This is a genomic window from Hymenobacter duratus (assembly GCF_014698995.1).
Classification (GTDB): Bacteria; Bacteroidota; Bacteroidia; order Cytophagales; family Hymenobacteraceae; genus Hymenobacter; species Hymenobacter duratus.
Genome location: NZ_JACWZZ010000002.1, coordinates 416,039 through 441,929 on the forward strand (window position 1 = coordinate 416,039; position 25,891 = coordinate 441,929).

19 protein-coding genes are annotated in these 25,891 nt (G+C 60.0%); 12 read left to right on the top strand and 7 right to left on the bottom strand.

The genetic code is table 11. The annotated features are described in order from the left end of the window. Positions 1-90: 90 nt before the first annotated feature. A complete protein-coding gene (locus tag IC231_RS09675) occupies positions 91-753 on the bottom strand; it encodes a hypothetical protein (RefSeq protein WP_190784322.1) in 663 nt (220 codons plus the stop codon). 466 nt (positions 754-1,219) lie between these two features. Between IC231_RS09675 and IC231_RS09680 the strand changes: the two genes are divergently transcribed. Continuing rightward, the gene (locus IC231_RS09680; RefSeq protein WP_190784323.1) at positions 1,220-1,738 is read left to right on the top strand and encodes a hypothetical protein; all 519 of its coding nucleotides are present in this window, start codon (positions 1,220-1,222) and stop codon (positions 1,736-1,738) included. Beyond that, positions 1,735-3,138, top strand: coding sequence for a M64 family metallopeptidase (locus IC231_RS09685; RefSeq protein WP_190784324.1), 1,404 nt, complete (start codon positions 1,735-1,737; stop codon positions 3,136-3,138). Before IC231_RS09680 ends, IC231_RS09685 begins: the two co-directional genes overlap by 4 nt. A gap of 86 nt (positions 3,139-3,224) precedes the next feature. On the opposite strand, the gene IC231_RS09690 is transcribed toward IC231_RS09685, so the two are convergent. Beyond that, entirely contained in the window at positions 3,225-3,902 is a 678-nt protein-coding gene (locus IC231_RS09690) for a response regulator transcription factor (RefSeq protein WP_185887033.1), read from the bottom strand. A gap of 298 nt (positions 3,903-4,200) precedes the next feature. On the opposite strand from IC231_RS09690, the gene IC231_RS09695 reads away from it, so the two are divergent. The 10 genes from IC231_RS09695 (at position 4,201) to IC231_RS09740 (ending at position 18,875) form a co-directional block, all read left to right on the top strand. Beyond that, complete coding sequence (locus IC231_RS09695; protein ID WP_190784325.1) at positions 4,201-4,989, top strand: polysaccharide biosynthesis/export family protein; 789 nt, start codon at positions 4,201-4,203, stop codon at positions 4,987-4,989. A 162-nt stretch (positions 4,990-5,151) separates the two neighbouring features. Further along, a complete protein-coding gene (locus IC231_RS09700; RefSeq protein WP_190784326.1) occupies positions 5,152-7,560 on the top strand; it encodes a GumC family protein in 2,409 nt (802 codons plus the stop codon). A 112-nt stretch (positions 7,561-7,672) separates the two neighbouring features. After that, positions 7,673-8,755, top strand: coding sequence for a hypothetical protein (locus tag IC231_RS09705; RefSeq protein WP_190784327.1), 1,083 nt, complete (start codon positions 7,673-7,675; stop codon positions 8,753-8,755). An 87-nt stretch (positions 8,756-8,842) separates the two neighbouring features. Then, complete coding sequence (locus IC231_RS09710; protein ID WP_190784328.1) at positions 8,843-10,375, top strand: lipopolysaccharide biosynthesis protein; 1,533 nt, start codon at positions 8,843-8,845, stop codon at positions 10,373-10,375. A gap of 64 nt (positions 10,376-10,439) precedes the next feature. After that, entirely contained in the window at positions 10,440-11,693 is a 1,254-nt protein-coding gene (locus tag IC231_RS09715) for a glycosyltransferase family 4 protein (protein WP_190784329.1), read from the top strand. Beyond that, entirely contained in the window at positions 11,690-13,018 is a 1,329-nt protein-coding gene (locus IC231_RS09720) for an O-antigen ligase family protein (protein ID WP_190784330.1), read from the top strand. The genes IC231_RS09715 and IC231_RS09720 overlap by 4 nt, the downstream gene beginning before the upstream one ends. 3 nt (positions 13,019-13,021) lie before the next feature. Continuing rightward, positions 13,022-13,987: a hypothetical protein gene (locus IC231_RS09725; protein ID WP_211538976.1), complete on the top strand. Its 966-nt coding sequence runs from the start codon at positions 13,022-13,024 to the stop codon at positions 13,985-13,987. 52 nt (positions 13,988-14,039) lie between these two features. Continuing rightward, a complete protein-coding gene (locus IC231_RS09730) occupies positions 14,040-15,038 on the top strand; it encodes a glycosyltransferase family 2 protein (protein WP_190784331.1) in 999 nt (332 codons plus the stop codon). 116 nt (positions 15,039-15,154) lie between these two features. Continuing rightward, positions 15,155-15,994 carry a glycosyltransferase family 2 protein gene (locus IC231_RS09735; protein WP_190784332.1) on the top strand — a complete coding sequence of 280 codons (840 nt, stop codon included), beginning with the start codon at positions 15,155-15,157 and terminating at the stop codon, positions 15,992-15,994. Between the two features lie 598 nt (positions 15,995-16,592). After that, on the top strand, positions 16,593-18,875 hold the full coding sequence (locus tag IC231_RS09740) for an Ig-like domain-containing protein (protein ID WP_190784333.1): 2,283 nt from the start codon (positions 16,593-16,595) through the stop codon (positions 18,873-18,875). 96 nt (positions 18,876-18,971) lie between these two features. On the opposite strand, the gene IC231_RS09745 is transcribed toward IC231_RS09740, so the two are convergent. The 5 genes from IC231_RS09745 to IC231_RS09765 form a co-directional block, all read right to left on the bottom strand. Continuing rightward, positions 18,972-20,174: a glycosyltransferase family 4 protein gene (locus tag IC231_RS09745; RefSeq protein WP_190784334.1), complete on the bottom strand. Its 1,203-nt coding sequence runs from the start codon at positions 20,172-20,174 to the stop codon at positions 18,972-18,974. 289 nt (positions 20,175-20,463) lie between these two features. Next, positions 20,464-21,723 (bottom strand): glycosyltransferase family 4 protein, encoded by a 1,260-nt coding sequence (locus IC231_RS09750; RefSeq protein WP_190784335.1) that lies wholly within the window; start codon positions 21,721-21,723, stop codon positions 20,464-20,466. A 63-nt stretch (positions 21,724-21,786) separates the two neighbouring features. Further along, entirely contained in the window at positions 21,787-23,154 is a 1,368-nt protein-coding gene (locus IC231_RS09755) for a glutamate-1-semialdehyde 2,1-aminomutase (RefSeq protein WP_190784336.1), read from the bottom strand. A 30-nt stretch (positions 23,155-23,184) separates the two neighbouring features. Then, positions 23,185-24,465, bottom strand: coding sequence for a DUF4910 domain-containing protein (locus tag IC231_RS09760; protein WP_223831394.1), 1,281 nt, complete (start codon positions 24,463-24,465; stop codon positions 23,185-23,187). Between the two features lie 62 nt (positions 24,466-24,527). Continuing rightward, positions 24,528-25,877 carry a class I SAM-dependent methyltransferase gene (locus IC231_RS09765; RefSeq protein ID WP_317173269.1) on the bottom strand — a complete coding sequence of 450 codons (1,350 nt, stop codon included), beginning with the start codon at positions 25,875-25,877 and terminating at the stop codon, positions 24,528-24,530. Between the last annotated feature and the right edge of the window lie 14 nt (positions 25,878-25,891).

Below are 25,891 nucleotides of genomic sequence, written 5' to 3' on the forward strand. Positions count from 1 at the left end.
ATAGTGCAAAAGTGCTCATAAAATTCTCTTGTAATAAAGTCCTCCCCTCACCTAGCAATACTGGCAATAGAAGCTTTGTGCTCCCCGCCCCTACCGCACCAGGCTCAGCTTGATGCCCACTTCCAGGTGCGGGCGAATCTGCACGCCCCGGTAGCTCATATTCAGCCGTCGGGTTTCCAGCCCGCCACCCACGTAGGCATCCAGCAGGCCGTGGCTGCCCAACCGATGCTGCGTGCCCCACAGCACCGACAGGGCCGATACTTCGTGGTAAAGCTTGGGTGCATAGTAGGGAGTGAAGCTGGTGCTACCCTGCAGAGCCACATAGTTGCCCACAAACGGCCCAGCAGCTCGTCCGGCAGCCTGCCGCTTCTCCTGGTTGTAGTAGTGGCGCACGCCCAGGTCTGCTCCTACCTCGGTGACATACGCCGACCGGGTACCACGCTCGGGTGCCGCCGTGCGGGCCCCTATGCGCCAGCCGCTGCTCACGTTGCCGTACACGGACCAGGCCGGTGCGTAGTTGTGCTCCACGCTGGCCACCAGCGGCAGTGCCGTGCCCATAAATCCGCCGATGGTCAGGCCGCGCGTGAGGCCGGTACCCAGCTTGAAAAGAGTAGCTGACTGGAAACCAGGCGCCGGTGCTGTCTTGGTCGGGGCAGGGGCGGCAGGTTCTGCAGCAGTCTGGGCCTGCGTAGCAAGCGGAGCACTCAGGCTGGCCGCTAAAAGAAAAGCGCTGAAGTAAAACTGATGAGGCATAAAATGAGAGAATGGGTGTAGAAAAACTGCAGTAAGAAGGCCAGCAGTTGCAGCTGCCTGCTCCTTCCTGCTTGATGATTCAAACCTACCTCACTGGCCTTGGGCCGTAAATTTTATTACACCAACAGCCCGTTTCTCCATATCAACGCGGCTCGTTTTGCCCGCAGGCCGCCAGAAACCCGCACGCAGGTGGCACCTACCCACCAGCAGTCAGCTGTCAGCCTCCCTACAGCACCCTTCCCTACTGCTCAGATACCGAGCTCCGCCACGGCGTATCCATCTATTTTCACTGCGCGGCACAGCAGCACAAGCACTTCCTGTCAATCCTCTGGCTGGCTTCTGTACCCATCTATCCTGTTGGTTTCCTCCCGGGGCCTTATATTGTCTTGGGGATTGGCCGCGCGCATCGGGCAGAGCCAAACGCCGCTTGCCCCGCGGCCCTGCCTACCCTCCTACTTCAGACTCTATGCGCTGTCTGCACTTCATCCCTTACGTGCTGCTTTTCTCCACCTTGGCCGGTTGCCAACGCCCTGTGTCGTCGGCAACCGCGGCATCGGGACCTGCTGCTACTCTGGAGTCCACAGCCGAAAAGCCAGCGGTTGTGTTTCTCACGTTTCGGGTGGTAGCTGCCGGGGCCGGGCAGCCGGCCCGCATCACGCTCCTCCGCAGCCAGGCCGCGCCGGGCCGCTTAAAAGCTGCGCCTGCTCCCACCCCAGCCACCGGCACCGACTATCTGGCGGTGCGGCTGCTTGATGCGGCGGGCCAGCCATTGGGCACCGCCGCGGTAGTAGAGCATCCGCTGCGCAAATCGGTGGAGTACACCGATGAAAAGCAGCAGTTAAGCCGCCGGGTAGTCAGCCTGCCCGAAGCGGAGTTTTTTGTGCGGCTTTCGCTGCCGGCGCAGGCCACGCAGGTGCGCGTCGAAGAAGTTGCGGCGGCTACGGCCACGGTTATTGCGTCCACCTCCTTTCCCCTACAGCCTTGAAAACACGCTACGCCTTTCTGCTTCTCCTGCTGCTGTTGGCCGCAGGCGCAAACGCTCAGAGTTTTCCCGTCGATACGCTCGTGAAAACCGGTCCCCTCGACCGGCGCATCAACCTAGTGTTTCTGAGTGACGGCTACCAGGCCAGCGAGTTGGCCCGCTTCCGCACTGATGTCGACCGGATTGTGGCGACTATGTTCACTCAAACGCCTTTCCGCGAGTATCAGGCTTACTTCAACGTGTTTGCCGTGCGCGTGCCGTCCGCCCAATCGGGCGCTTCGCACCCGCGCACCGCTCCCGACTGCACTTCGTCCACGCTGCCGGTGGCAGTAGTCAATAACTATTTCGGCAGCTCTTTCGACCAGGGTGGTATTCACCGGCTGCTGGTGCCGCGCAACCAGGGGGCGGTGGCCAGCGTGCTGGCGGCCTCCTTCCCACTCTACGATCAGGCCTTCATCGTTGTCAACTCCACCGAGTACGGCGGTTCGGGTGGGGCGCTGGCTACCTCTTCAGTGCACCCAAGCGCCAATGAAATCAGCATCCATGAAATTGGGCACTCCTTCTCCGGCCTATCGGACGAGTATTGGGCCGGCCAGCAGTACGCCCGCGAGACCCAAAACATGACCCAGCAAGCCAACCCAACCTTGGTGAAATGGGCGGCCTGGATGGGTACCAACGGCATCGGCATCTATCCGCATACCGGCAACGCTACCTGGTACAAGCCGCATCAGAACTGCAAGATGCAGGTGCTGGGCGTGCCCTTCTGCAGCGTCTGCCGGCAGGCCTTCACCGAAACCATTCATACGCTGGCCGGGCCGCTGCAGAGCTACAGCCCCACTACTCTTACCATCACCAACCCGGGCCAGGACCCGACGTTTGCGCTGATCCTGCTGCCCCCGAACCCCAATACGCTGCGTGTTACCTGGCGGCGCGACAATACCGTCGTCCGCCACAACCAGCCCCAGCTTACTGTTCCGCTCAGCAGCCTGAGCACCGGTACGCACCGGATTGTGGCGGAAATAACGGATACCACGGCCCTCACCCGCGCAACCAACCACCTCACCCAGCACACCTACACCGTGGTCTGGACGGTAGAGCGCACCGTGGCCGGCATCCGGAGCAGCGCGGCGGCCCACGACTATGAGGTGCAGGTTTTTCCGAATCCGGTGGCAGATGCACTGCAGATTTCCTGCACGCTCAGCCGGCCGCTACCCGTCGACATTACCGTGTACGACGCTACCGGGCGGCGGCTGGCCACTGCCCTGCGCCGCACGAAGCTGGCGGCCGGCACGCACACCTATCAGTTTAAAGCCGCGGAGCTGGGCCTGAAGCAGCCCGGCCAGTACACCCTCGTGCTGACCGTGGATGGCACTCCTATCAGCCGCCAGCTGATCAAGGAGTAGACACGGCTCTGTTAATAAGCAGCCCGCCTGCCCTTCCGGTTATGGATACCGGAAGGGCAGGCGGGCTGCTTTTTTTGATGGATGCGCTACTCTTCCTTCATCACGTAGCCCATTCCTACCAGCGTATGAATGAGTTTGGGAGTGAAGTCCTTGTCTATCTTTTTGCGCAGAAAGTTGATGTACACATCAATGACATTGGAGCCCGTATCGAAGCTGGTTTCCCAGACGTGCTCCAGAATATCGACGCGCGAGATTACGCGGCCTTTGTAGCGCAGCAGGTACTCAAGCAGTGAGAATTCGCGGGCCGTGAGCTGAATGGGCTGGCCGGCGCGCTGCACCAGTTTGCTGGCGGGGTCGAGGGTGAGGTCGGCGAGCTGCAGAATAGGAACCGAGGCAGCCGTTTCGGGGCGGCGGCGCACCAGTGCCCGCAGCCGGGCCAGCAGCTCCTGAAACGCGAACGGCTTCACGAGGTAGTCGTCGGCGCCGGCATCTAGCCCGCGGATTTTATCGTCGGTTTCGCCCAGCGCCGTAAGCATCAGAATAGGCACCGCCGGATTATGAGCCCGCACCTGCCGGCAGACTTCCAGTCCGCTCAGGCCGGGCAGCAGGTTATCCAGAATAATGAGGTCGTGCTGCCCGGCCAGCGCCAGTCGCAGGCCGGTAGGTCCGTCGGTGGCTACTTCTACGGTGTGCTGTTGTTCGGTAAGCCCTTTGTGCAGAAAAGCAGCCACTTTGGGCTCATCTTCCACCAGCAGAATTTTCATGCGGTAAGGTACAGGGTATAAACTGATTCAACGGGGCCGAAGGTAAAGGGTTTGCGGCTGCCGGCCACTACCTGCCGGCAGAGGAAATCAGAAACAGGCACCCTTGCCTTTCCTGTAGCACAGTGTTGGCAGCTACCCAGGTAAATACAATTAAATATAAAAAATATTGAATAAATATTTTGATTTTACAGAATCATACAATATTTTTATTAAAAAGTACCAGTTATTAAAATTATGCTTATGCTGAAGAGCTCCTGTCTTTTACCTCCGCTCATTTCCTGCACCACACGCTCTACTTATGTTCTCTCACGTTGCGTTGCTCGCCTTCCGCCCTCCCGTTCTGGCTCTGCTGCTGGCGCTTATGTTCAGCTCCTGCGTTCCAACCCGCGACATCAGCTACCTGCAGGGGCAGTACTCGCCCACGCAGCCGACGTCCGTAGCCAATCCGCCCACGGAGTACCGAATCCTCCCCAACGACGTGCTCTACATTCGGGTGCAGAGCCCGCAGCCGGAGCTCACCAAAGTGTTCAGCCTGCACGAGTCTGAGTTGGTGATGAACCAGTCGGACCCCGGCTCCCTGTACATCAACGGCTATGTCGTGGACGAGAAAGGCCAGATCATCGTCCCGACGGTAGGCAAGATTATGGTGCAGGGCCTGACCCTGAGCGCCGCCCAGGAAAAGGTGCAGCAGTCGATTGCCGGCTACGTGCGCAATGCCACCGTGGTCCTGCGGCTGGTCAGCTTCCGGGTGACGGTGCTGGGGGAAGTGAAAAACCCGGGGCGCTACACCGTTTTCAACGACCGGGCTACGGTGCTAGAAGCCCTGGGCCTGGCCGGCGACCTGAGCCCTCTTGGCAACCGCCGCAACGTGAAGCTGATCCGGCAGACTCCTTCCGGCTCAGAAGTGGTGCTGCTGGACCTGACCCAACCCGAGTTGCTTAAGTCGCCTTACTACTATCTGCTCCCGAACGATGCCTTGTATGTGGAGCCCTCCAAGGCCCTGACCCAGCGCGGCAACTCCGTAAATCTGGGCCTGCTGTTCTCAGGCCTGGGCACGGCAGCCCTGCTCTACGGCCTGTTCCGGTAGCGCCGGCAAAAGGCAAGAATCTGCACACATATTTATGTGATTAAAACAATTTTTTTTATAACAAAATAGTAACTTAGTTATCCGTCCCGGCTTCTGCCTACCCCGCTCCAGAAAGCCCTGAATGCTGCCAGTCGTTTTACAACTCAGTTTCAGTTTGCGCTTATGTCTACTACCCACACTCCCACTACCGCCGATGAGCTCAATCTGAGCAACATGCTGTTTAAGCTTCGCACGCGCTGGTACTACTTTGCGGCGTCGTTGGTGCTGTTTCTGGCCATTGCCTTTTTTGTGGCGCAGCTACTGCCGGTGCGCTACGGCTTCAAGGCCACCATGATGCTGGCCGACCGCACGACCGGCTCGCGCCATGCGCAGGAAATGCTGACCATGGAGGCCGCTAAGGAGCGGGAAACCAAAGTGGAAGACGAAGTTGGCATCCTCACATCAGCGGGCGTGATAAGCCAGACGCTGCGGGGCCTGGATTTCGGCGTGAGCTACCACGTGGTTCCGGATACGTGGGTGAATACGCTCCGGCCGCTGAAAACGCAGGAAGTATACGGGGCCGAGTCGCCGGTGAAGGTGGTAGTGGATACCACGGCGCCGCAGGTGGCGGGGGTGCGCTTTTTTCTGGAAAGCCGGCCCGATGGCACGTTCCACGTGAAGGCCGAGGGCAAGCGGGTGCCGGTAGTCCAGTTCACGACGGGCACCATGCTGAATACCGTACCGGAGTTTCAGTTTGAGCGCACCGTTACGCTGGGCCAGCCTATCGAGAGTCCTTACTGCAACTTCACGGTGGAAAGTACCACGCCGGGCCTGACGCCTCAGCTGCCGGGCAAGGCGTTCTACTTCGTGCTGCACGATATTCAGGGCCTCACGAGCGAGTACCAGAGCAAGCTCACCATCAAGCCGATTGAGCGGATGTCGCGCGTGCTCAGCATTACGACGCAGGGCGCCATACCGGCCAAGGAAATCCGGTTTCTGAACGCGCTGATGAACACGTATATCGTGAACGACCTCACCGACAAGAACCGGGACGGCCACAAGGCCGTGGCGTTCATCGACTCGCAGCTGGGCAAAGTAGGCGACTCGCTGCGTCGCTCACAAGCCGCAGTGGCCACGTTCCGGGGCCAGCGCGGCCTGATTGATGCTGGCCAGCAGACCAACGCCGACCTGCAGATGCGCGGCCAGCTCGAAAACGACCGGGCCCGCACCCAGAACGCGCGCATGGCGTACCAGAACGTGCTGAACCTGCTGCGTTCCTCGCCGGACGGAGATGCCGTCAGCTCGGCTACCGGCCTGGGCGTGGAAGACCCGGTACTCAACAGCCAGATCATCGAGCTGGCCCAGCTCAACACCCAGAAAGCCGGCCTGGCGGTGGGCGCATCAGAAAACAACCCGGTGCTGCAGGTGCTGGACAACAAAATAAAGGGCCGGCGCGCGGCCCTGCTGCGCAACCTTACCAACCTTATCGTCTCGGCCGACGCTACGCTGCGCAGCTACGACCAACGCCTGGGTGCCGTGCGCAGCAGCATCAGTCAGCTTCCTGAGAATGAGCGGCAACTGGCCCTGTTGCGCAACCAGGCCGATGTGAATGACAAAAACTACACGTTTCTGCTGCAGAAGAAGACGGAAGCGGCCGTGACCCTGGCCACCAACTCCAGCGACAAAAAGGTAGTGGACCAAGCCGCCATGCAAAGCGCTGATCCGCTCCCGCCTCATCCGCAGCAGCTCTACCTCGTTAGCCTGATACTGGCGCTGGTGCTGCCGGCGGGCCTGATTATGCTGCTGGAGCGCACCAACCAGACCGTGCAGACCGTCGACCAGATTAAGAGCGTGACGACCGTACCGTTTCTGGGTCTGATTGCCGACGCGGGCAAATCCATCAAGCTGGTGCGCCACGAGCTGCCCAAGTCCGCCGTAACGGAATCGTTCCGCACGGTGCGCATCAACCTGCAGTATGTGAGTGGTGGCGCCCGGCAGAAAGTCATCGGGTTTACCTCTTCGATATCGGGCGAGGGCAAAACCTTCTGCTGCACCAACCTGACGGCGGAACTGGCCATTTCGGGCAAGCGCACGGTGCTGATTGAAACCGACCTGCGCAAACCCACCATGAGCGCCTACTTCGATTTTCCGCCCCGGCGGCCCGGGCTGTCATCGTACCTGAAAGGCGACATCAGTCTGAAAGAAGCCATGCAGCAGTCGGAGCACATTCCTAACCTTGATGTGCTGACGGCCGGCCTGATTCCGGAAGATGCGGTGGCACTGCTGGAAAGCCCCCGCTTCCGGGAAATGATTGAGCAGCTGAAGGCCGAGTACGACTATGTGGTGCTGGACGCGCCACCCGTGGGGCTGGTATCGGAATATCACATTCTGCGCCAATACATCGACGTGTCGGTGTTTGTGGTGCGGCACCGCTACACGCAGCGCACTAGCCTGCAGCACCTGCAGGAGCTCGTTGACACGTCGCACCCCACGGCTCCGGCAGGCCAGGTGTATGTGCTGCTCAACAACGTCAACTTCAACGAGACCTACGAATACCATTACAAGAGCCAGGCAGCTTACTACTCCGTGTAGCGCAGCTTCATGGCACCAGCCTTCCGCAACCTGAGCGGGAACAGGGCCGCTGCCGGGTGGTAGCTTTTCGGGTGGCTCATCCTTTCGTTTTCTACTTTCTAATTCCCCCATCATGGCCATTGTGACGAGCCTTTGCGTGGATACGGCCGGGGCGCCGGCTTCCGTGTATCCGCAGCTGCTCGATGTGGGTGCGGAGCAGCGCCGACGGCTATACTGGCAGTGTACGGTTGTGTTCTTTGCCACATCGGTGCGCTGCAATCCGGGCGTGACGCATGTGTTTTACACGAATGATGAGGCCCCGGCCAACTGGGGCGGCATCGATTATCGGTCGTTTCTGGAGAAGCTGGGGGTGCAGACGCAGTACCTGCCGTTCGTGGAATTCTGCCCGCCTCCGCACTTCGGCACGGAGTTCCGGAATGCTTTTTATAAGCTGGAAGTATTGCGGGAGCTGGCCCGGCCCGAGGCGGAAGAAGGCAGTCTGCTTCTGGATTCGGATTGCGTCTGGACGCGGCCGGCACCAGCGCTGCTGCAGCTATTGCGCCAGCCCGAAACGCTGCTGCTGCTGGACGCCGAGCCCGAGGCCGGCCCCGACACCAAAGTGCACGGCCTGAGCCGCCGCGGCATCGGGAACCTGTACCGACAGCTTGACCCGACTTATCCGGCGGCCATACCGCATCATTATGGCGGCGAGATACTGGGTGGCAGCCGGCAACGGCTGGCGGAAGTAGACCAGGAGCTGCGTACGCTCTGGCATGCCGTGCTGCAGAACTACCCCAGCACCCCGCCCCGCTTTGAGAATGGCCGCAGCCTTTTCGATGGCGACGAGTACCTGACCAGCTACGTGTACAACCGGCTTGCCAGGCCAGGGGCAGATGCCAGCCCGTTTATCCGCCGCATCTGGACCTCCTACCAGAATACCAATGTGCGCCCCACGGATCTGGAGCTGCCCATCTGGCATCTGCCCAACGAAAAGAACCAGGGCCTGCCGCTGCTGTGCCGGCGCGTGCTGACTCCTGACAGTACTTTCTGGCGCACTCCCACGTCCGAACTAGCCCACTATCTGGGGCGGTTCCTGGGGGTTCCGCGCCCCCTGTGGCAGCCACAGCGGCTCTTGGTACTGGCCACCAAACTGCCTCGGCTGCTGGTGCTGGCCCGCCGGCTCTTGGCGCGGCCCGTTGCTCTCACTCCAGGCTAAGCTTGCTTCTGTTTCCCGCTCTATACTGCCCTGCCGCCCGCCGCCCCCATTTCCCCTGATCTGTAGCTCGTTGCCTCAGCTTCTGCTATGTCTGCATCTGCCTCTTCCATCCCGGCCAGCACCATTCGTGGGCTTCGTTGGAGCATGATTACCACCGTGGCCATTGCCGGGCTGCAATTCGTGTACTCCGGTATTATGTCGCGCCTGCTCACCCCCGCCGATTTTGGGCTGATGGGTATGGCCATGGTCGTCATCAGTTTCGGGAGCTATTTTGCCCACATGGGGCTGGAGCAGGCGCTCATTCAGCGCTCCGACCTGCAACCCGTACACATCCGGGCCACTTCCACCGTAGCTATTGGGCTCGGCATTGTCGTGACGGGCCTGATGTGGGCGCTGGCGCCTCTGGCAACGCTGCTTTTCAAAGAGCCGGGCGTCGTGCATGTGCTGCGTGGCATGTCGCTCACTTTTTTGCTCAATAGCCTGGGCGCTACCTCGCAGAGCCTGCTGCGCCGCCGCATGGCGTTTGATTTGCTGGCTCGTATCGAGTTCGGGGCATTTCTAGCGGGCTATGGCGTCATTGGGCTGGGAATGGCCTGGGCTGGCTGGGGCATCTGGAGCTTGGTAGGCGCCACACTGGCCAACCTGCTTGTGAAGGCCGTTGCGGCCTGGCTGTGTGTCCGGCACAGCCTGCGTCCGCCGCTGCGCTGGGCACATTATCAGCCGCTGGTCAATTTTGGCGGAGCAGTATCGGTGGTAAGTCTGCTGGAATATTTTGGCTCCAACCTCGACCGGCTGAGCATCGGCCGGCTGCTGGGCACCTTCACGCTGGGCCTCTACAACCGTACGTTTTTCCTGGTACAGCTGCCCCTCTACCATTTCACCGACAGCATTTCGCGGGTGATGCTGCCTTCCTACAGCAGTTTGCAGCACGACATTCCGCGCCTCCGGCCGCTCTACCTGACTACGCTCAGCCTATCGGCATGGGTGATGCTGCCGATGGCCGCCGGCATGGCGGTGGCCGCCGAGCCGCTGGTGCGCGTGGTGCTGGGGCCACAATGGGGCGCGGCGGTGCCGCTGCTTGGGCCACTGGCCCTGATGGTTGGGGCGCACCTGCTCACCATCTACAGCGGGTCATTGTGTGAGTCATTGGGCCGGCTGCGGTTTAAGGTATGGCTGCAGGTGGGCTTTATTGCGGGCCTGAGTGCGGGTCTGTGGCTGGCGGCCCCGTATGGGCTCCGCGCCATGGTGTTCACGGTGCTGCTGGCCGAGGTGCTGCGCCACCTCACGTACCAGGTCGCCATTCACCGCTACCTCCAGATTCCGGCGGCAGGCCTTTGGGGTGCCTACTGGCCCGCGCTATGCACGGCGCTGGTGCTGGCGCTGGTGCTGGGCACCGCACAGAATGGCCTAGCCCGCCTGGAAGCAGGAGCCCTGCTACAGCTGCTGGTGCTGATGGTGCTGGGAGCCGTAGCGCTGCTGGGCCAGCTGGCAATGCCTTGGAACCGCACGGTGCGCATTTCCCTCTACAACGAACTCGAAGGCCACCTCAAGCCCGGCACGATGCGCAACCGCCTGCTCGCCCTGCTGGGCCCGGCGCCTGCCATACTGCAACCCTCCTGATTTTTCCCCTGGCTGGTAGAACGCCTCTTTCCTCTGCTTTTCACGCTCTGCTCTTTTCCTTCTCATGAAAGTAGGCCTGGCAACTCCCATCGACATTGAAGTGCTGTGCCCCCACCTCGATTTGCCAGTCGGCACTGTGCCGCCGCAAGGGTTGGGCGGCAGTGCCACTACGCCGCTGGTGCAGGGGCTGCTGGCAGCCGGGCATACCGTATCTGTCTACACGTTGGGCCGCAACATACCGGAACCTGTTGTGCTGCGTGGCCCACGCCTCACGGTGTATGTGGGGAACTTCCGGGCCCGGGCCCGGCAGTACTGCCCCGATATGTTTGAAGCCGAAGCGACTATTATCCGGCAGTTCATCGACCTGGACCAGCCTGATATCGTGCATGCGCACTGGGGCTACGAGTTTGCGCGTGGCGCATTGGCCAGCGGCTTTCCGCACCTCATTACCCTGCACGACAACCCCTGGAACGTGCTGCGTTACCAACCCGACCTATACCGGATGGTGCGGCTGCTGCTTAAGCTCTGGGTGTTGCGGCGCGGCCAGCATTTCACGGCCGTATCGCCGTACCTGGCGCAGGCGCTGGAAAGTGCTTCCCGCAAGCTGACGGTAGTACCGAATGCCGTGCTTCCGGCTCCTGGTGGCGTCAAGGTTTTCCCAGCCAAGAAGGTCCGGCGCATTGTGTCTATCCTCACGGGCTGGTCGGAGCTGAAAAACGCCGCCACCGCGCTGCAGGCCTTCCGGCAGGTACGCGAGCAGCTAGGCCCCGACCTGGAGTACTGGCTCTACGGCCCCGACTATGGTCCGGGTGAAGCAGCCCAGCAGTGGGCCGAAGAGCAGGGCCTCGCGGCAGGTGTGCAGTTTGGTGGGCTGCTGCCGCACGAGGAGCTACTGCACTGCCTGCCCACTTTCGATGTGCTGCTGCATCCCTCGCGGGAAGAGTCGTTTGGACTGACGCTGGTGGAAGCCATGCAAGCAGGACTGCCAGTAGTGGGCGGAAGCCAATCCGGCGCCGTGCCCTGGGTGCTGGAAGGTGGCCGCTGTGGCCTGCTCGCCGACATCAACTCGCCCGCGGCTATTGCCGCTGCTCTGCTCACACTATTTACGCAGCCCGCCCGCTACGAAGAGCTGAGCGCGCTGGGAGTAGACCGGGTAGCCAACCACTTCTCCCAGGCGGCCGTGACAGCAGCCTACGAGCGACTCTACCAGCAGGTGTTAGGCTGGAACCAGACAGCCGTACGGCCACTGAAAACGCCAGCTACAGCCTGGCAGCACACTGTCGAACCCCATTCCGTTGCCCTTTCCCCGTTGTCATGAAAATCAATATCCGCTACTGCTATATCGGAGCCCTGCTGGTGCTGTTGCTATCCGACCCGCTGTTTTCGGAAATATTCACTGGCAAAGCGCCTGAAGGTGACCTGAGCCCACATCCGTCACACGAATTCAACCTTCTGTACGCCAGGTTTTTTGCCGTCATGTGCGTGGCACTCAGCGTACTCTACTACCGCTATCTGCGTGGTATGGCACTCGGGGTGTTTTGGGCATCGGTGGCCGCTACGGGGTTGCTGGCCGCCGAGTCGTACTGGTTTTATGATACACCGATGGTGTATCCGCATGTGTTTCAGAAGCTGCTGGTGCTGTTTGCCATCCCGGCTTTCTATGGCCTGTATGCCCGCGTAGGCCGCATCACCCTCGCCGACATCATTCCGATGATATGGGTGGCACTAGCCCTGAATCTGGCGCTGGTGAACCTTGAGGCATTGAGCGTGGGGTCATTCCTGGCGCACAACCGGGGGCTGTATGCCTCATCGGTGTACCTGCTGATGCTGCCCTTGCTCTACCATTTCAATGTTTATCTAGAGCAGCGGCAGACCCGGCAGCTGTTGCTGTTTTTTCTGGCAGCCTTTGCCATCTTCTTCTTCCAGCACCGCACGGTGTGGGTGACATCGGCAGTAGCCCTGGCGCTAAATGCGCTGCTGATAGCCCGGGCCGCGCCCAAACGCCTGGGCGGCGCGGCACTGCCCACGCTGATAGGAATCCCGCTGCTGGTGGTGTCACTGGCGGCATCCTTCATTCTGGTGTCGTACCCGGAAGTGACACAGAAGCTGGCGGCCAACTTCTCTGACATCGAGAACCACAGCACTCAGGGTACCGGCGAGTGGCGGGCCATCCAATTCGATTCCTACTGGCCTTTCGTGGAGGATCATCCGGTGCTGGGCATGCGGCTGGCCGGCTTCGAGCTACCAGTGCAGTTCTACAACCCGGAAAGCAACATGCCCTTCTTCGAGGACGGACACGGCCACAACCTGCACAGCTTCTACCTCGAAACCCTGTTCTACTTCGGGGCGGTGGGCCTGCTGCTGTTTGTGCTGCCGCACCTCCATGTAGCGGGCCAACTGCTGCGCCGCGTCCCGGCTTCTCCCGAAGCCCTGACTTGGGCGGTTCTCATCGTCACGAATCTGGTGTACGCCTACTCCTACTGCCTGCCGCCCTTTTTCTACGGCTTCATCGGGTTTGGCCTGTTGCGCATCACGCAGCTGACTGCTACGCCCCAGACGGCCAAAGCCCCCTTGCCACCGCCTGCCCGGCCACAGCCGGCACCATTTCCTGCAGAAAGCAATTCGTTGCCTTTTCCTGTCTGAGCTATGCAGTCCTCTCCATTTACTTCGGCCAACCCAAGTCCTGCTGCGGCGCCTCCACGGGCGGCGGTGTTGTTTATCATCTTCAACCGAGCCGATGTAACGATGCAGGTGCTGGCCGCCATACGGGCAGCCCGCCCGCCACGGCTCTACGTTGCGGCCGACGGCCCCCGGGCCCAGCGGCCCACCGAGGCTGAAGCCTGCACGGCGGTTCGGGCGCAGGTGCTGGCCGCCATCGATTGGCCCTGTACGGTTGAGACGCTGTTTCGGGAGCAGAACCTGGGCTGCCGCCGGGCGGTGAGCGAGGCCATCAGCTGGTTTTTTGAGCACGAAGAAAGTGGCATTATCCTCGAAGATGACTGCCTGCCGCACCCCAGCTTCTTCCCGTATTGCGAGCAGCTGTTGGAGCAGTATGCCCACGATACCCGCGTGCTGCATATCAGCGGCAGCAACCTGCTGCGTGGCTGGCACCGCGACCCGGACTACTCCTACTTTTTCTCACAATACGTGGGTATTTGGGGCTGGGCCACCTGGCGCCGGGCCTGGCAATTCTACGATGCGGCCACGTCGCTGCTGCCCGAGCTGGCCCGCAAAAACTACTTCTGGAACCGTTTTTTCCACCGGCTGGAGCAGCGCTTTGCCCTGCAGCCTCTTTGGGCCACCCACACGGGCCAGCTGGACACCTGGGACTACCAGTGGGCTTTCACGCTGCTGAGCCAGTCGGGGCTGAGCATCACGCCGGGCGTAAACCTGATCAGCAACATTGGCTTCGGGGACCAGGCCACCCACACCCACAATACCGACCACCCGTGGGCCAATCTGCCGACCCGGGCGCTGCCGCTGCCGCTGCGCCACCCACCATTCATGATGCGCGATACGCTGTCGGATTACCGGCAGTGGCGCTCCACACTCCGCGACAAGGCGGTGGCGCGGGTACGGCAGCTGGCAGCGGTATTTTCCATCACGCTGTAGCCACAAGCCTCCTGATTTCTACTTCATACTCACACACTTAAAAGCCACTCGCATGTCGGCAGTTCAGCTCTCCATCATCGTTCCTACCTACAACCGCCTGCACGACCTGCAGCGCGTGCTGGGCCAGCTGCAGCGGATGCACCGGCCGCCAGGACTTAGCCTGGAAATCCTTATCAGCGACAATTCTACCGAGGACGACACGCAACGCTGGGTAGAGCGGGAGCAGCCGGCGGGCATGCTCTACCACCGAAACGCCCGTAACCTGGGCCAATACAACAACTGCAACCTAGCGCTGCGGCGTGCACGCGGCGAGTGGGTGCAGATTCTGCACGACGACGACGAAGTAACGCCCGACTACCTGCAGGCCCTTGTTCCATACCTCTCCGATCCTGACCTCGTGCTGGTGACCGGCCGGAGCATCTTTGTGGGCACGAATGCCGCCGACGTGCAACAGCAGCACGATTTGCGGCTGCAGCGGCTACATTTCACGTACCCGGCCCGGCTCAATGGCCGGCAGCTGTTCACCCAAACCCTGCAGTTGGGCTGCCCTTTCATTATTTCGCATTCGCTCATGCGCCGCAAAGCCGTGTTGGCAGCGGGCAGCTTCAAGGAGCAACTCCGTTACACCGGCGACTTCGACCTGTGGCTCCGCATGATGATGCGCGGCGACTTCCAACTCGTGGACGCCGTGATGGGCAACTATCACCTGCATCCCGGCAACCAGATTTCGACCCGCAAAACGCGCTGGGCCATGTATATGGAAAGCTACTGCCACGCCCTGTACTATCTGGCCCCCCTGCACCACTACGACCCAGCTGGGGCCGCAACATTTCGCCAGGCACTTTCGAAGGAAGTACCCAAGCTGCAGTTCATATCCGGACAGCTGCTGCACAACCCCAGCCTGAGCCGGCGCCTCAACACGCTGCTGCAGCGGCACCAGCTACAGCCCCGCACTACTCCAGCCTCGCTGCCTTATATGCTGCTCAATGCGCTGCCTGCAAACCTGGGCGGACAGCTCTACCGCGGGCTGGTAAGCACCATACCGGCCTAAAATCCTTGCAGGCACATGGCATAATGCGCCAAGCGCTGTAGCAGAGCAGCAGGCTTCGCGGGCGCCATTCCTTCATCAGTAGATAGTTGCTTTTCACATCTCACTCTTTTGCGGCCATGCTGTATATCGTCATCCCGGTTTTCAACCGCCTCTCTTACACACGCGCTTGTCTGTATGCGCTGCGGGCCCAGACGGAGCAGGGGTTTCAGACAATTGTGGTGGATGATGGCTCGACGGATGGCACGGCCGAGGCCCTAGCCGCCGACTATCCGGAAGTCATTGTTCTGCCCGGCACGGGCTCGTTGTTCTGGACGGCCGGCGTGAACCTGGGCCTGCACTATGCGCTGGACCAGGGTGCCAGCTGGCTGATGACCATGAACAACGACGTAGTAGCCTATCCTGATTTCGTGGAGAAAATGATGCAGGCTGCCCACAGCCGCCCTCCGGCACTGTACGGGGCTTTTGAGCTGGACGCCCGCACCCAGGCGCCGGTATATGCCGGCGGCTGGCTCAACTGGCGCACCGGCAGCTTCCGGCGGCTGCTCGACGATGTGCCGCCGGACCAGCGCCAGGGCCAGTACCCCACTGAGTGCCTGCCAGGCCGCGGATTACTCATTCCGCGCGTTGTGTTTGAGCGTATCGGTCTGTTTGCGGCTGAGCTGCTCCCGCATTACTACGCCGACTACGACTTTACTCATCAGGCGCGGCTGGCGGGGTTTGAGGTGTATCTGAATTTTGACGCCTGCCTCGGCACCTACCCCGACGAAAGCGGCGACCAGCACAACCGGCAGCAACGCACCCTACGCAACTACTACCAGCACCTGTTCAGCATCCGGGGTGGCGCCAACCTGCGGGACTTCACGTGGTTTGCACGGCGAAACTGCCCCCCGCGCGACTTACCGCTGTGCCTGCTCACGGGCTATTCGCGCCGATTGGTGGGCTACTTTCTGAAGTGAGCCGGCTTTACCGCACCTATGCTACAGTAGGCCAGCTCTGTTCCACCCAGGTAGAAGCAGAACTGCTGTGACTTTTTTGGCTGTCGGCCCCGCCTGTTCATGCTGTTCGGACAACTATACAAGGCAGGCCGATGGTTTGATTTTGATATTGAGTAGAACAATACGCCTGGCTTGCCACCAAATTGAGTCTGGTCTGTTACAAAATTCCGGTCTTTTCCAGCATCGCCTTTCTGCATCAATCAAAATTGAACGCAAGGCAGTATGATTCAAATCCTTACCCGCAATAATTCAACCTTAGCCGGGGCATTACTCTAAACTCCTATTCCGACAAAAAATATTTCTACTATCCACAAGCAATAATTCAATTTTTCAAAATGCACTTGTACGCACTATACCGGTCATATTACATAATTTTTCCAATACATGAACCTTTATATACTTTCTATATGTATGCCTTTACTACATAGTTACGCTGGTTTAATCATTCATGAAGTGAACATGAATTAAGTTTTTCTGCGTAACTTTGCCTTACTCAAAACAACCTTTACGCTCTTTCACCTCTTAAAAAGTGCAAATGCTGAAGAAAAAGAAAATTGGAATGTCTGCTTCTTTGCAGACGTATGTGTCGTTGGCTGTGTTGCTCTTTTTCACCACGTTTTGCGCCAATGCTCAATCGGATGGTGGGCTGACCGGCCTGACGGCTAGTGCCCCGGTTCGCCTGGATGGCCAGAGCAACCGTGTGATTGAAAATCTGGTGATTACCAATTTCACCACGGAGCCGGCTATCAAGCTCACAAACTGCTCCAACATGACCATCCGTCGTGTTTCGATGCGCAACGGTCAGAAGCTGGGCGTTGATCTATACAACTGCTCGAACATCAAAATCGAGGATTGCTACTTCGAAAACCTGATTGGCGGTATCTACGCCCAGAACGGTACGGGTGGCCTGGTGGTTAGCCACAACTCCTTCAAGAACATGAACATGGCGGATGCCCGCGGGCAATTCGTTCAGTTCAACAACTGCACGGGCGCCGGCAACATCATTGAGTACAACTATGGTGTGAACGTAGCTGGCCAGAGCAACCCCGAGGATGCCATCAACATGTTCATGACCAGCGGTACGCCCAGCAGCCCGCTGCTGATCCGCAACAACTACATCAACGGTGGCGGCCCCAGCGCTTCGGGTGGCGGCATCCTGGTAGGTGACACGGGTGGCTCGTACTGCACGATTGAAAACAACGTGGTTATCAACCCGGGTCAGTATGGCATTGCCAACACCGGCGGCACCAACAACAAGATCATCAACAACGTGGTGTTTGGTCGTCAGCAGAGCTTCACGAACGTGGGCATCTATCTGTGGGGCGGTCCGCGCATCGTAGAAAACCCAACCGTAACCGGTAACAAGGTAAACTGGGTGAACAGCGCCGGCCAGCAGAATCCCTTCTGGACACTGAACACCACCAACATGGTGGAGAACAACAACAGCTGGGGCGACCAGTCGATTACGGCTAACTATCCGGCTCCGGCCGGCGCTGGTATCCGGGTAAGCGGTGGCGGTACTACTACCCCCACCACACCTACTACTCCCACCACGCCTACCACCCCAACGGTAACGCCGCCGCTGGCCAGCGGTGCCCTGTACCGCGCCATCAACTTCAACGGCAGCGCCGCTACCATTGACGGCAACAGCTGGGAAGGCGACAACGCCCCGAACGTAACGCACAATGCGCAGCGTTTCGCTGACCAGAACGCCGCGCTTACTCCCGCAACGGATGCTGCCCGCGCGAACATGATCCGCTCTTCCATCTACAGCAACAGCCTGCAGCTGACGGTGAGCAGCGTGCCAGCCGGCCAGTATAACGTGTATGCCTATGTGTGGGAAGACAACTATGCCGGCAACATCAACCTGAATATTCAGGGCCAGCGCGTCTCTTCCTTCAACACCGGCGCGGCCGGCAGCTGGCAGCGTATCGGGCCGTTCGCCACTACGGTAGCTTCCAACGGCCTGCTCCAGATTACGTCTTCGGGCGGTGACCTGAACCTCTCGGGCCTGGAAATCCGGGCAGCCGGCACGGCTCCGGCAGCCAACGTTGCACCACGCGTGCAGTTGGCCGCTTCTGCCGCTACTCTGACGGCCGGTGGCAGCGTAACCCTCACGGCTACGGCCTCGGATGCTGACGGCACCGTAAGCAAAGTAGAGTTCTTCCAGGGCTCGACCAAGCTGGGCGAAGACACCAGCGCGCCATACACCTTCACCTGGAGCAATGTAGCGGCCGGCGCGTACTCGCTGACGGCCAAGGCTACCGACAACGCCACTGCCAGCACTACCTCGGCTGCTGTAAGCCTGACGGTAACGGCTCCGGTGCCTACCACGCCTGTTACGGCCTTCTACCGCGCTATCAACCTGGGCGGCGGGCGCACTACGCTTGATGGCAAAACCTGGGAAGCCGGTACCGGCGCCTCGAACTTCACGGTAGTAAACGGCAACGCGTTTTCGAACAACAACGTGGCCCTCACGCCTGCTACCGATGCTACCCGCGCCAACGTGATTCGCTCGTCGGTATGGCACAACAGCCTGAACGTGCGGATGTCGGCAGTGCCAAATGGCACGTACGAAGTGTACATGTACGTATGGGAAGATAACAACCCGGCTACGTTCAGCCTGTCGCTGAATGGCCAGCAGGTAGTTACGAACCGCAACAGCGGCTCGGCCGGCAACTGGGCTAAAGTAGGCCCCTTCACTACCAACGTCACGAACGGTACCATCACCGTTACGTCGGCCGGTGGCGACGCCAACCTTTCGGGTCTGGAAATCTACTCGAAGACGACCACCAACTCGGCTGCTTCTACTACCTCGCCTGCCACAGGCGCCGGCCAGTAGCCTTCGCACTGACTATCTGCAAAAAAAGCCCGGCCGTTTGGCTGGGCTTTTTTCGTGTAAGGATTGTCTGGAAGCCACAATAGCGGCGGGCCTCAGCTAGCCCAGGTACTGGTGCACCATGTTGGCCAAGGACTTTCTGGCGGAGAACTTTTTGCGGTAGAAGGCATAGGCTTTGTCTTTCCAGCCCGTAATGCGGCCATCCGCTTTCATGGCGTGCATTTCCAGCAGGGCTTCATCAAAGCGCTCCGTGTCCGGGTCTATCCAGAAGCCATAGGTTTCGGCCGGATCTGCGGGCCGGAAGTCGTTCATGCCCCAGCCCTGGTAGAGGATAACAGGCACTTTGCAGGCAATAGCCTGCAGAATGACGTTGCCCAGCCCTTCCCAGTGCGACGAGAATATAAAGGCATCTGACGCCCAGAATACTTTAGGCAGGTAGTCGATATAGTCGAGGAAAATGACGTGTTGCTCGATGCCCAGCCGTTTCACGTATTCGCGCTCCTGGGGGAGGTTTTCGCCAGTGCCCCGGTGCAGAAAAACCAGGTTGGGCAGCCGGTCCTTCACTCTTGCTACCGCTTCAAATATTTCGTTGTGGCACTTCTTGTCGTTGCAGGTACCCACAGTCAGCACCACAAAGGCATCGGGCGCAATACCGATTTCCTGCCGGGCAGCCGCCATCTGCTCGGGCGTGGGCGGCCGGAACTCGTTTTCGTCAATCCAGTTGTAAACAATGGTAGTGGGGTTGCGGAAATGTTCCCGCTCCACCGTCTGCACCGACTCGCCGATGCTTACGTGGCGCACCCCCAACTGCGTGGCTAGCCAGCGGTGAAAAGTGCGCTTCATCCGCAGATACGGCGGGTACTGAAAGTAGACATCGTGGTGTGTATGCACAATGCGGGCCTTAGGAAAGGCCAGCCGGATAGCGAGGCAATGCCAGATAAATAGCCCCTCCAGGTGCAGGTGCACCACATCGGCAGGGTGCTTGCGCAGATACCGGTATAGCTCAATGAACGAGCCCAGATTCCGACGGGCCGGCAGATGCTCTACCGGGTAGCCGGCCCTGGCCAGTGTAGGAGCATAAGGGCCAAATTCGGGCCCTCGCGCTACTATCGAGCCGTACAAACCCTGCGACTCGAAGTACTCTTTGGCATCGTATACCATCACCTCAGCACCGGAATAGCGCAGCTCCCAGAGCAGGTGCAGCAGGCGCCGACGAGTTGGCTGGGGCTGTGTGGCAGCGGACGGCGCCAGCGTCTCGCGGCTGGCCACTAGCTGGTCTGAAGGGTAGGTTAAGGTTTCCATTGGGCAAAGCCTTGAAGAAAAATGGGAGTCCAGGAGGCGGTGATGTCAGCTACAAACCGAAGGTCTGACAGGTGCAACTTTGGATTAAACTTACGAATTTCATAATGCATTTTTGAAAGATTAGTTATATTTTTTCTTATTTAATTTTAATATAACCAGCCATATATTATGCCGCTTATTTCCTAATCTTACCGGATTTACCAAGCATTTTTCACCCTCGCGAGCTGGCACTCCAGCTACTACTGACCCATCTGAAGGCAGACAGGAGTAGGGTGGGGTCAGCGGAACATCAGCGTAGTAGCGGCACTTCTACCGGCGCATTGTAGTGCGGCTCCGGATTGCGCGTTCTGTCTTGCGCTGGTCTGCCACTGCCTTTTGCTACCACCTCCTGGTAGATGCTCAACAGGCAAGTGTAGTTGCTGGCCGGAGTGTAGAGCGCCTCATAGCTGGCCCGGCCTCCCTCACCCAGCCGGGCAGCCAGTTCTTCATCTGCGAGAAGATAGCGGGCGGCCTGGGCAAGTCCTTGGGCATCTCCGGGCTCAAACAGTAGACCATTACTACCCGGCCTGACCATTTCGCCGGGGCCGCCCCGCCGGGCCGCCAGCACCGGCGTTCCGGTGGCAAAGGCCTCCAGCACTACCATAGGCATTCCCTCCACGCACTCCGATGGCATCACCAGGGCCCGGCAGTGGCGCATGGCCTCCGCTACTCCGGCCGCGTTGGCGGACCCGACGTAGCGGACTGAGGGGGTGGCGGCAGCGCAAGCTTCCACTTCGGCGCGCAATGGCCCATCACCGACTATTACCAGCGGCAGCGCATGCGTGGCAGCGGCAGCCAGCAGGGTGTGCAGGCCCTTCTCAGGGGAAAGCCGCCCCACAAACAGCAGGTGGTTCGCCCGCTCAGTGCCAGCAACAGGTGGCCCCGGATCAGCCAGGAAGTTGGGTTTATAGACCAGCTGCTCGGGCCGTAGCCGTAGCGACGAATTAAGGTAGCGCTGCCGGGCAAAGTGCGTGAGCGTAATGTAGCGGCTCACGCCCCAGCGCCAGGTACCTAGCAGCTTGTGCAGGCCCGTAATAGCGGCTACAGTAGCGGTTTGCAGCGCTGAGTTGCGGTAGAGGCGGCGGCGGACTGCATCCCAGGGAAATAGCCGATGCACACTGGCCTCATACAATTTGCCATCGGTGTAGAGCAGTGCTCCGGGGCATATGAGCCGGTAGTTGTGCAGGGTCATCACGACGGGCACTCCGGCAGCGCGGGCTGCCCAGAGCAACGCCGGCGAGCCTACCGGAAACAGGTTATGAATATGAAGTACATCGGGCCGAAAGCGGGCAATAGCCTTGCGGAGGCGTCGGGCGCTGCCCGGGTTGTAGAAGCCCCGCAGGCCCGCCCGCAGCTTGCCCAACGCCCCGGCTTCTATCTCAGCGTTGTGAAATTCCAGGGTTTCGACAGCGTGGCCGTAGGTTCGCAGCAGGTCACGCTCTGACCGAAACACGGCATCTTCGCCGCCGGGCTGCTGGTAGAAGTTGTGAATGAGCAGGATGCGTAACATAGTAGCCAGTTTTCAGAACAGGATGTGGGACCTCGCTTCTTCGCCATTGCCGGGCTGCCCGGCTTAATTCCGGGTTCGATACACTGACTTCACCGGCTCCCCGACGAGGTAGTGCTCCACACCGTCTTCGAGGGCCCGCCGATACACGCCCAGCACCTCGTACAGGCGCTCCAACACGCTGCTGATAACGGCCGGCGTGTGCGAGTAATTGACGATAAGCGAAGGCATAAGCAAGCCGCGCCGCAGGGTTTCCTGCAGGAAAAGCGTACGGAGCGCCGCCGAGTGCTGCCCCTGGGCGTCGCGGGTGGTGTAGGTGAGGCAGCAGGACTGGCCGAGTGCCTGGATTTGTTCGGCTACACCTTGCTCCTGCGCCGCCTGCCGGAGGCCGTCGGCCAGCTGCCGGCCTGCTTTCCAGAGCTGTTCGACAACGGGCTGCGTGCGGTATTCGCGCATTACGGCACGGGCAGCAGCTAGTGCGTGCGTCTCGGCACCATACGTGGTTGAAAGCAGAAAAACCCGGTCGTGCGAATGGTGCAAACCGCCCCGTTCCATCAGTTCACGACGGCCAGTGAGAGCCGCCAGGCTGAATCCGTTGGCGAGGGCCTTGCCCCAGGTGCTCAGGTCGGGGCGCACGCCATAGCGGGCCTGGGCGCCCTGGTTGTGCCAGCGAAACCCGGTGATGATTTCATCGAAGATCAGGACGGCTCCTTCCTGGTCGCAGAGGCGGCGCAGCCCGGCCAGAAAGCCGGGTGCTGGTGCTACTTCTTTCTCTACTTCCAGCAACAGGCAAGCCACCTGCCCAGGATGGGCCGCAAACAGCGCCTCTGCACTGGCCAGATCATTGTAGCGGAAGCTGACGGTAAGAGAGCTGATGGCGGGCGGAATGCCAGCGGCCAGTGGCGTGGTCCCGATAAACCAGTCGTCGACGGAGAAAAATGGGTGGTCTTGGCAGATACCCACCAGATTGCGGCCCGTGTAGGCGCGAGCCAGCTTCACGGCAGCGCTGGTCGCATCGGAGCCGTTTTTGGCAAATTTCACCATCTCCCCGGCCTGCACGAAGTCCAGAAACTCCTCGGCCGTCTCTAATTCCAGCACGGCCGGCCGGCCAAAATTAACGCCCAGTTCCAACTGCTGCCGGGCAGCCGCTACTACGGGGCCGTAGGCGTGTCCCAGCGTCACGGAGCGCAGACCGGCCCCAAACTCAATGAACTCATTGCCATCGACATCCCAGACCCGGCAGCCTTCACCCCGCACAATATAGGGTGCCATGTGCTCCGGAAACTGGTCGTCGCCTTTGGCATAGGTGTGGGCGCCCCCCGGAATGGCGGCATGAAACCGGGCACTCAGCGCATTTGAGCCCGCGAAAACAGGTTCAGGGACTGATTTCTTAGCCAGAGAAGGAAGTGAAGCCGGAAGCGTGGCAGTTTCCATGATACGGAGCGCAAGAGTAGTGAGAAAGACCTAAACAGGTGCCAGTAAATCGGTGGTGGCCAGAGCTTCGGCGGCCCGCTGCAGCAGCTCAAACGGCAGGTTGGCCTGCTCGGCCACCGCTACCAGACTATGGTCGCCGTCGGAAAGGCTCAGTACCCAGAGCAAAGCCATCTGCCACTCCTGCCCTTCCAGACCTCCGCCGATACCCTTGTACAGGCCGCGCCGGCCCAGCTGCGGCTCGCCATACGGCCGCAGGTTTCGGTACACTTGGTCGCGTTCGAAAATACCGCATATGCGCAGCAACAACGCCCGCGCTTCGGCCAGCTGCTTGGGCTGGACAAAATCCAGGTTGTCGGCGGAGGTGTGGTACTCCGGAAACTCGCCAAATGGGGTGCGCGACAAACAGCCGACCGGCAGATTGAACCCTGGCGAACAGTATTGGCGCTCATCGTAGCCGTAGGGCAGCCAGGGCCTTATATTGTGCGCCACGGCAGCATCGCGCAAGGCCAGGGCCACGGCCCGGTCTACGGCGGCACTACCGCGGCGGCTTTGTTTATAGGTGAACGGCCCCGGGCCACCCAGCAGGGTAAGCACCAAGCCGTGCCGGATACGGGCTATGGCCTCCGGATTACGGGAAAGCCAGACAATGCTTCCGATAGTGCCGGGGCCAAACACGAAGCGGTACGTGTAGTGGCGCACAGGCTGGGCGGCCAAAGTCTGGGCCAGCGCCACGGCCACTACCAGCCCCGAAAGGTTGTCGTTGGCTAGTGAAGGGTGGCAGCAATGGCAGGAAAACAGCACCTCGTTCGCAGGGTTTTCTCCTGCTTCAGTAGCTGGCAACTCCAGTTCGCCGTAGGTCAGGAAGCCCTGCTCATCGATTGTGCTATCGATACAGACCTCGTAATACGCATCCTGCAGTGCCAGCCGGTGCTGGTGGCTGAGGCAAAAACCCCAGGTGGGCTGATAATAGCTGGTGCGATACGGAAGCAGATCTGGCTGCTCTGGCAATGAAAACAGGTGCTCATCCAGTTCCTGCCGCGAAAACCACCCCCGCACGGGTGTGCTGTACCCTACCACGTGCAGATTGTGCTGCCGGAAGTCGATGACCCGTTCCCCGGCCGCATTTTTCACCCAGGCATCCCGAATGTTCCACTCCGCAGGCACTTGCCAGTCGAGGGCGGGGGTGCCACTGGGCACCTCGTGTAGCTGCAGCGCGGGCAGATACTCCTGCACGATGGCCAGCGTCTGGCGGACTCCATTGCCGGTGATGCTCCGGCAGATAGGAAACAGCCGGGCCAGCAGGGCATGCATATCTTTTCCTGCTTCGAGGATAGCCGGTGTTTGTACTGGGCTGGTCGTTTCCATCCGAAAGGCTACTCAAACACCTGTACCTCCGGAATGGGCACCACAAACCGGCCACCCCACTCCCGGATACCAGCCATCTGGTCCATTATTTCCTCCCGCAGGTTCCAGGGCAGAATCAGCACATAGTCGGGCTGGGTGTCCCAAATCCGGTCCGGATGGCAGATGGGAATGCGGGTACCGGGCAGAAAATTGCCTTGCTTGTGCGGGCTCACATCCACTGTGTAATCCAGAAAGTCGGTGCGGATGCCGCAGTAATTAAGCAGGGTGTTTCCCTTACCGGGAGCACCATAGCCTACTACCGTTTTGCCGGCCCGTTTTGCCTCAATCAGAAACTCCAGCAGCTTCCGCTTCGTCTCTTTGGCTTTTTCCTCGAAGTCGGCGTAATACGTCAGGTCGGTGACGCCAGCAGCCAGTTCCCGGTTCCGGAGCTCCGCTACCCGCTCACTCAGGGGCCATTCTGGGCAGCCGGTGTGCCGGGCGTAGATGCGCAGCGAGCCGCCGTGCGTAGGCAGTTCCTCCACATCAAAAAGCGTAAGGCCATGATGCGCGAAGATGCGCTCTACCGTATAAAACGACAGGTAGCTGAAGTGCTCATGGTAGACAGTATCGAACTGGTTGCCCTCCATGAGCCGCAGCAGATGCGGAAACTCCATGGTGATAACGCCGTTGGGCTTGAGCAGCAGCTGCATACCAGCCACAAAGTCATTGATATCGGGAACGTGGGCCAGCACATTGTTGCCGAGAAGCAGGTCGGCCTGGCCACTGGTGGCAGCTATATACTGTGCTGTTTCACGCCCGAAGAAGCGTCCCAGCGTATTGATACCTTTGCTGCGGGCTACTTCGGCTACATTCAGCGCCGGCTCCACTCCCAGCACCGGAATATCCTTGGCCACGAAATATTGCAGCAGGTAGCCGTCGTTAGAAGCCACTTCTACCACCAGGCTTTGGGCGTTCAGGCCGAAACGCGTGGCAGCCATATCGGTGTAGCGGCTGGCGTGCCGGAGCCAGGAGGCCGAATACGAGGAAAAGTAGGCGTAATCGTTCTGGAATATCTCCTCGGATGTTACAAACTCATCAAGCTGCACCAAAAAGCACTCCCGGCATACCCGTGCATGCAGTGGATAAAAAGGCTCGGCGCAGTTGAACTCGTGCGGCCGCACATGGTTTTGGCATAGCGGTGATGTTCCCAGATCAACGAACGTCACATCGAGAGGAGCGCCGCAGAACCGGCAGGGACTAGCCGGAGGTTCAATTGGCTTGGACCGCAGTGCAGGTTGCTTTGTAGTAAGCTCTGCTGGTGCTACAACAGGCAATGCTACGGCAGAGTAGGTGGGCAGAGAAGACATAAGCTTGTCCATTGGGGAAGGTAGAT

Coding starts and splice junctions, on each gene's coding strand:
- IC231_RS09675 (WP_190784322.1), bottom strand. CDS start 753: ATGCCTCATCAGTTTTACTTCAGCGCTTTTCTTTTAGCGGCCAGCCTG.
- IC231_RS09680 (WP_190784323.1), top strand. CDS start 1,220: ATGCGCTGTCTGCACTTCATCCCTTACGTGCTGCTTTTCTCCACCTTG.
- IC231_RS09690 (WP_185887033.1), bottom strand. CDS start 3,902: ATGAAAATTCTGCTGGTGGAAGATGAGCCCAAAGTGGCTGCTTTTCTG.
- IC231_RS09695 (WP_190784325.1), top strand. CDS start 4,201: ATGTTCTCTCACGTTGCGTTGCTCGCCTTCCGCCCTCCCGTTCTGGCT.
- IC231_RS09700 (WP_190784326.1), top strand. CDS start 5,152: ATGTCTACTACCCACACTCCCACTACCGCCGATGAGCTCAATCTGAGC.
- IC231_RS09705 (WP_190784327.1), top strand. CDS start 7,673: ATGGCCATTGTGACGAGCCTTTGCGTGGATACGGCCGGGGCGCCGGCT.
- IC231_RS09710 (WP_190784328.1), top strand. CDS start 8,843: ATGTCTGCATCTGCCTCTTCCATCCCGGCCAGCACCATTCGTGGGCTT.
- IC231_RS09715 (WP_190784329.1), top strand. CDS start 10,440: ATGAAAGTAGGCCTGGCAACTCCCATCGACATTGAAGTGCTGTGCCCC.
- IC231_RS09720 (WP_190784330.1), top strand. CDS start 11,690: ATGAAAATCAATATCCGCTACTGCTATATCGGAGCCCTGCTGGTGCTG.
- IC231_RS09725 (WP_211538976.1), top strand. CDS start 13,022: ATGCAGTCCTCTCCATTTACTTCGGCCAACCCAAGTCCTGCTGCGGCG.
- IC231_RS09730 (WP_190784331.1), top strand. CDS start 14,040: ATGTCGGCAGTTCAGCTCTCCATCATCGTTCCTACCTACAACCGCCTG.
- IC231_RS09735 (WP_190784332.1), top strand. CDS start 15,155: ATGCTGTATATCGTCATCCCGGTTTTCAACCGCCTCTCTTACACACGC.
- IC231_RS09740 (WP_190784333.1), top strand. CDS start 16,593: ATGTCTGCTTCTTTGCAGACGTATGTGTCGTTGGCTGTGTTGCTCTTT.
- IC231_RS09745 (WP_190784334.1), bottom strand. CDS start 20,174: ATGGAAACCTTAACCTACCCTTCAGACCAGCTAGTGGCCAGCCGCGAG.
- IC231_RS09750 (WP_190784335.1), bottom strand. CDS start 21,723: ATGTTACGCATCCTGCTCATTCACAACTTCTACCAGCAGCCCGGCGGC.
- IC231_RS09755 (WP_190784336.1), bottom strand. CDS start 23,154: ATGGAAACTGCCACGCTTCCGGCTTCACTTCCTTCTCTGGCTAAGAAA.
- IC231_RS09760 (WP_223831394.1), bottom strand. CDS start 24,465: ATGCATGCCCTGCTGGCCCGGCTGTTTCCTATCTGCCGGAGCATCACC.
- IC231_RS09765 (WP_317173269.1), bottom strand. CDS start 25,877: ATGGACAAGCTTATGTCTTCTCTGCCCACCTACTCTGCCGTAGCATTG.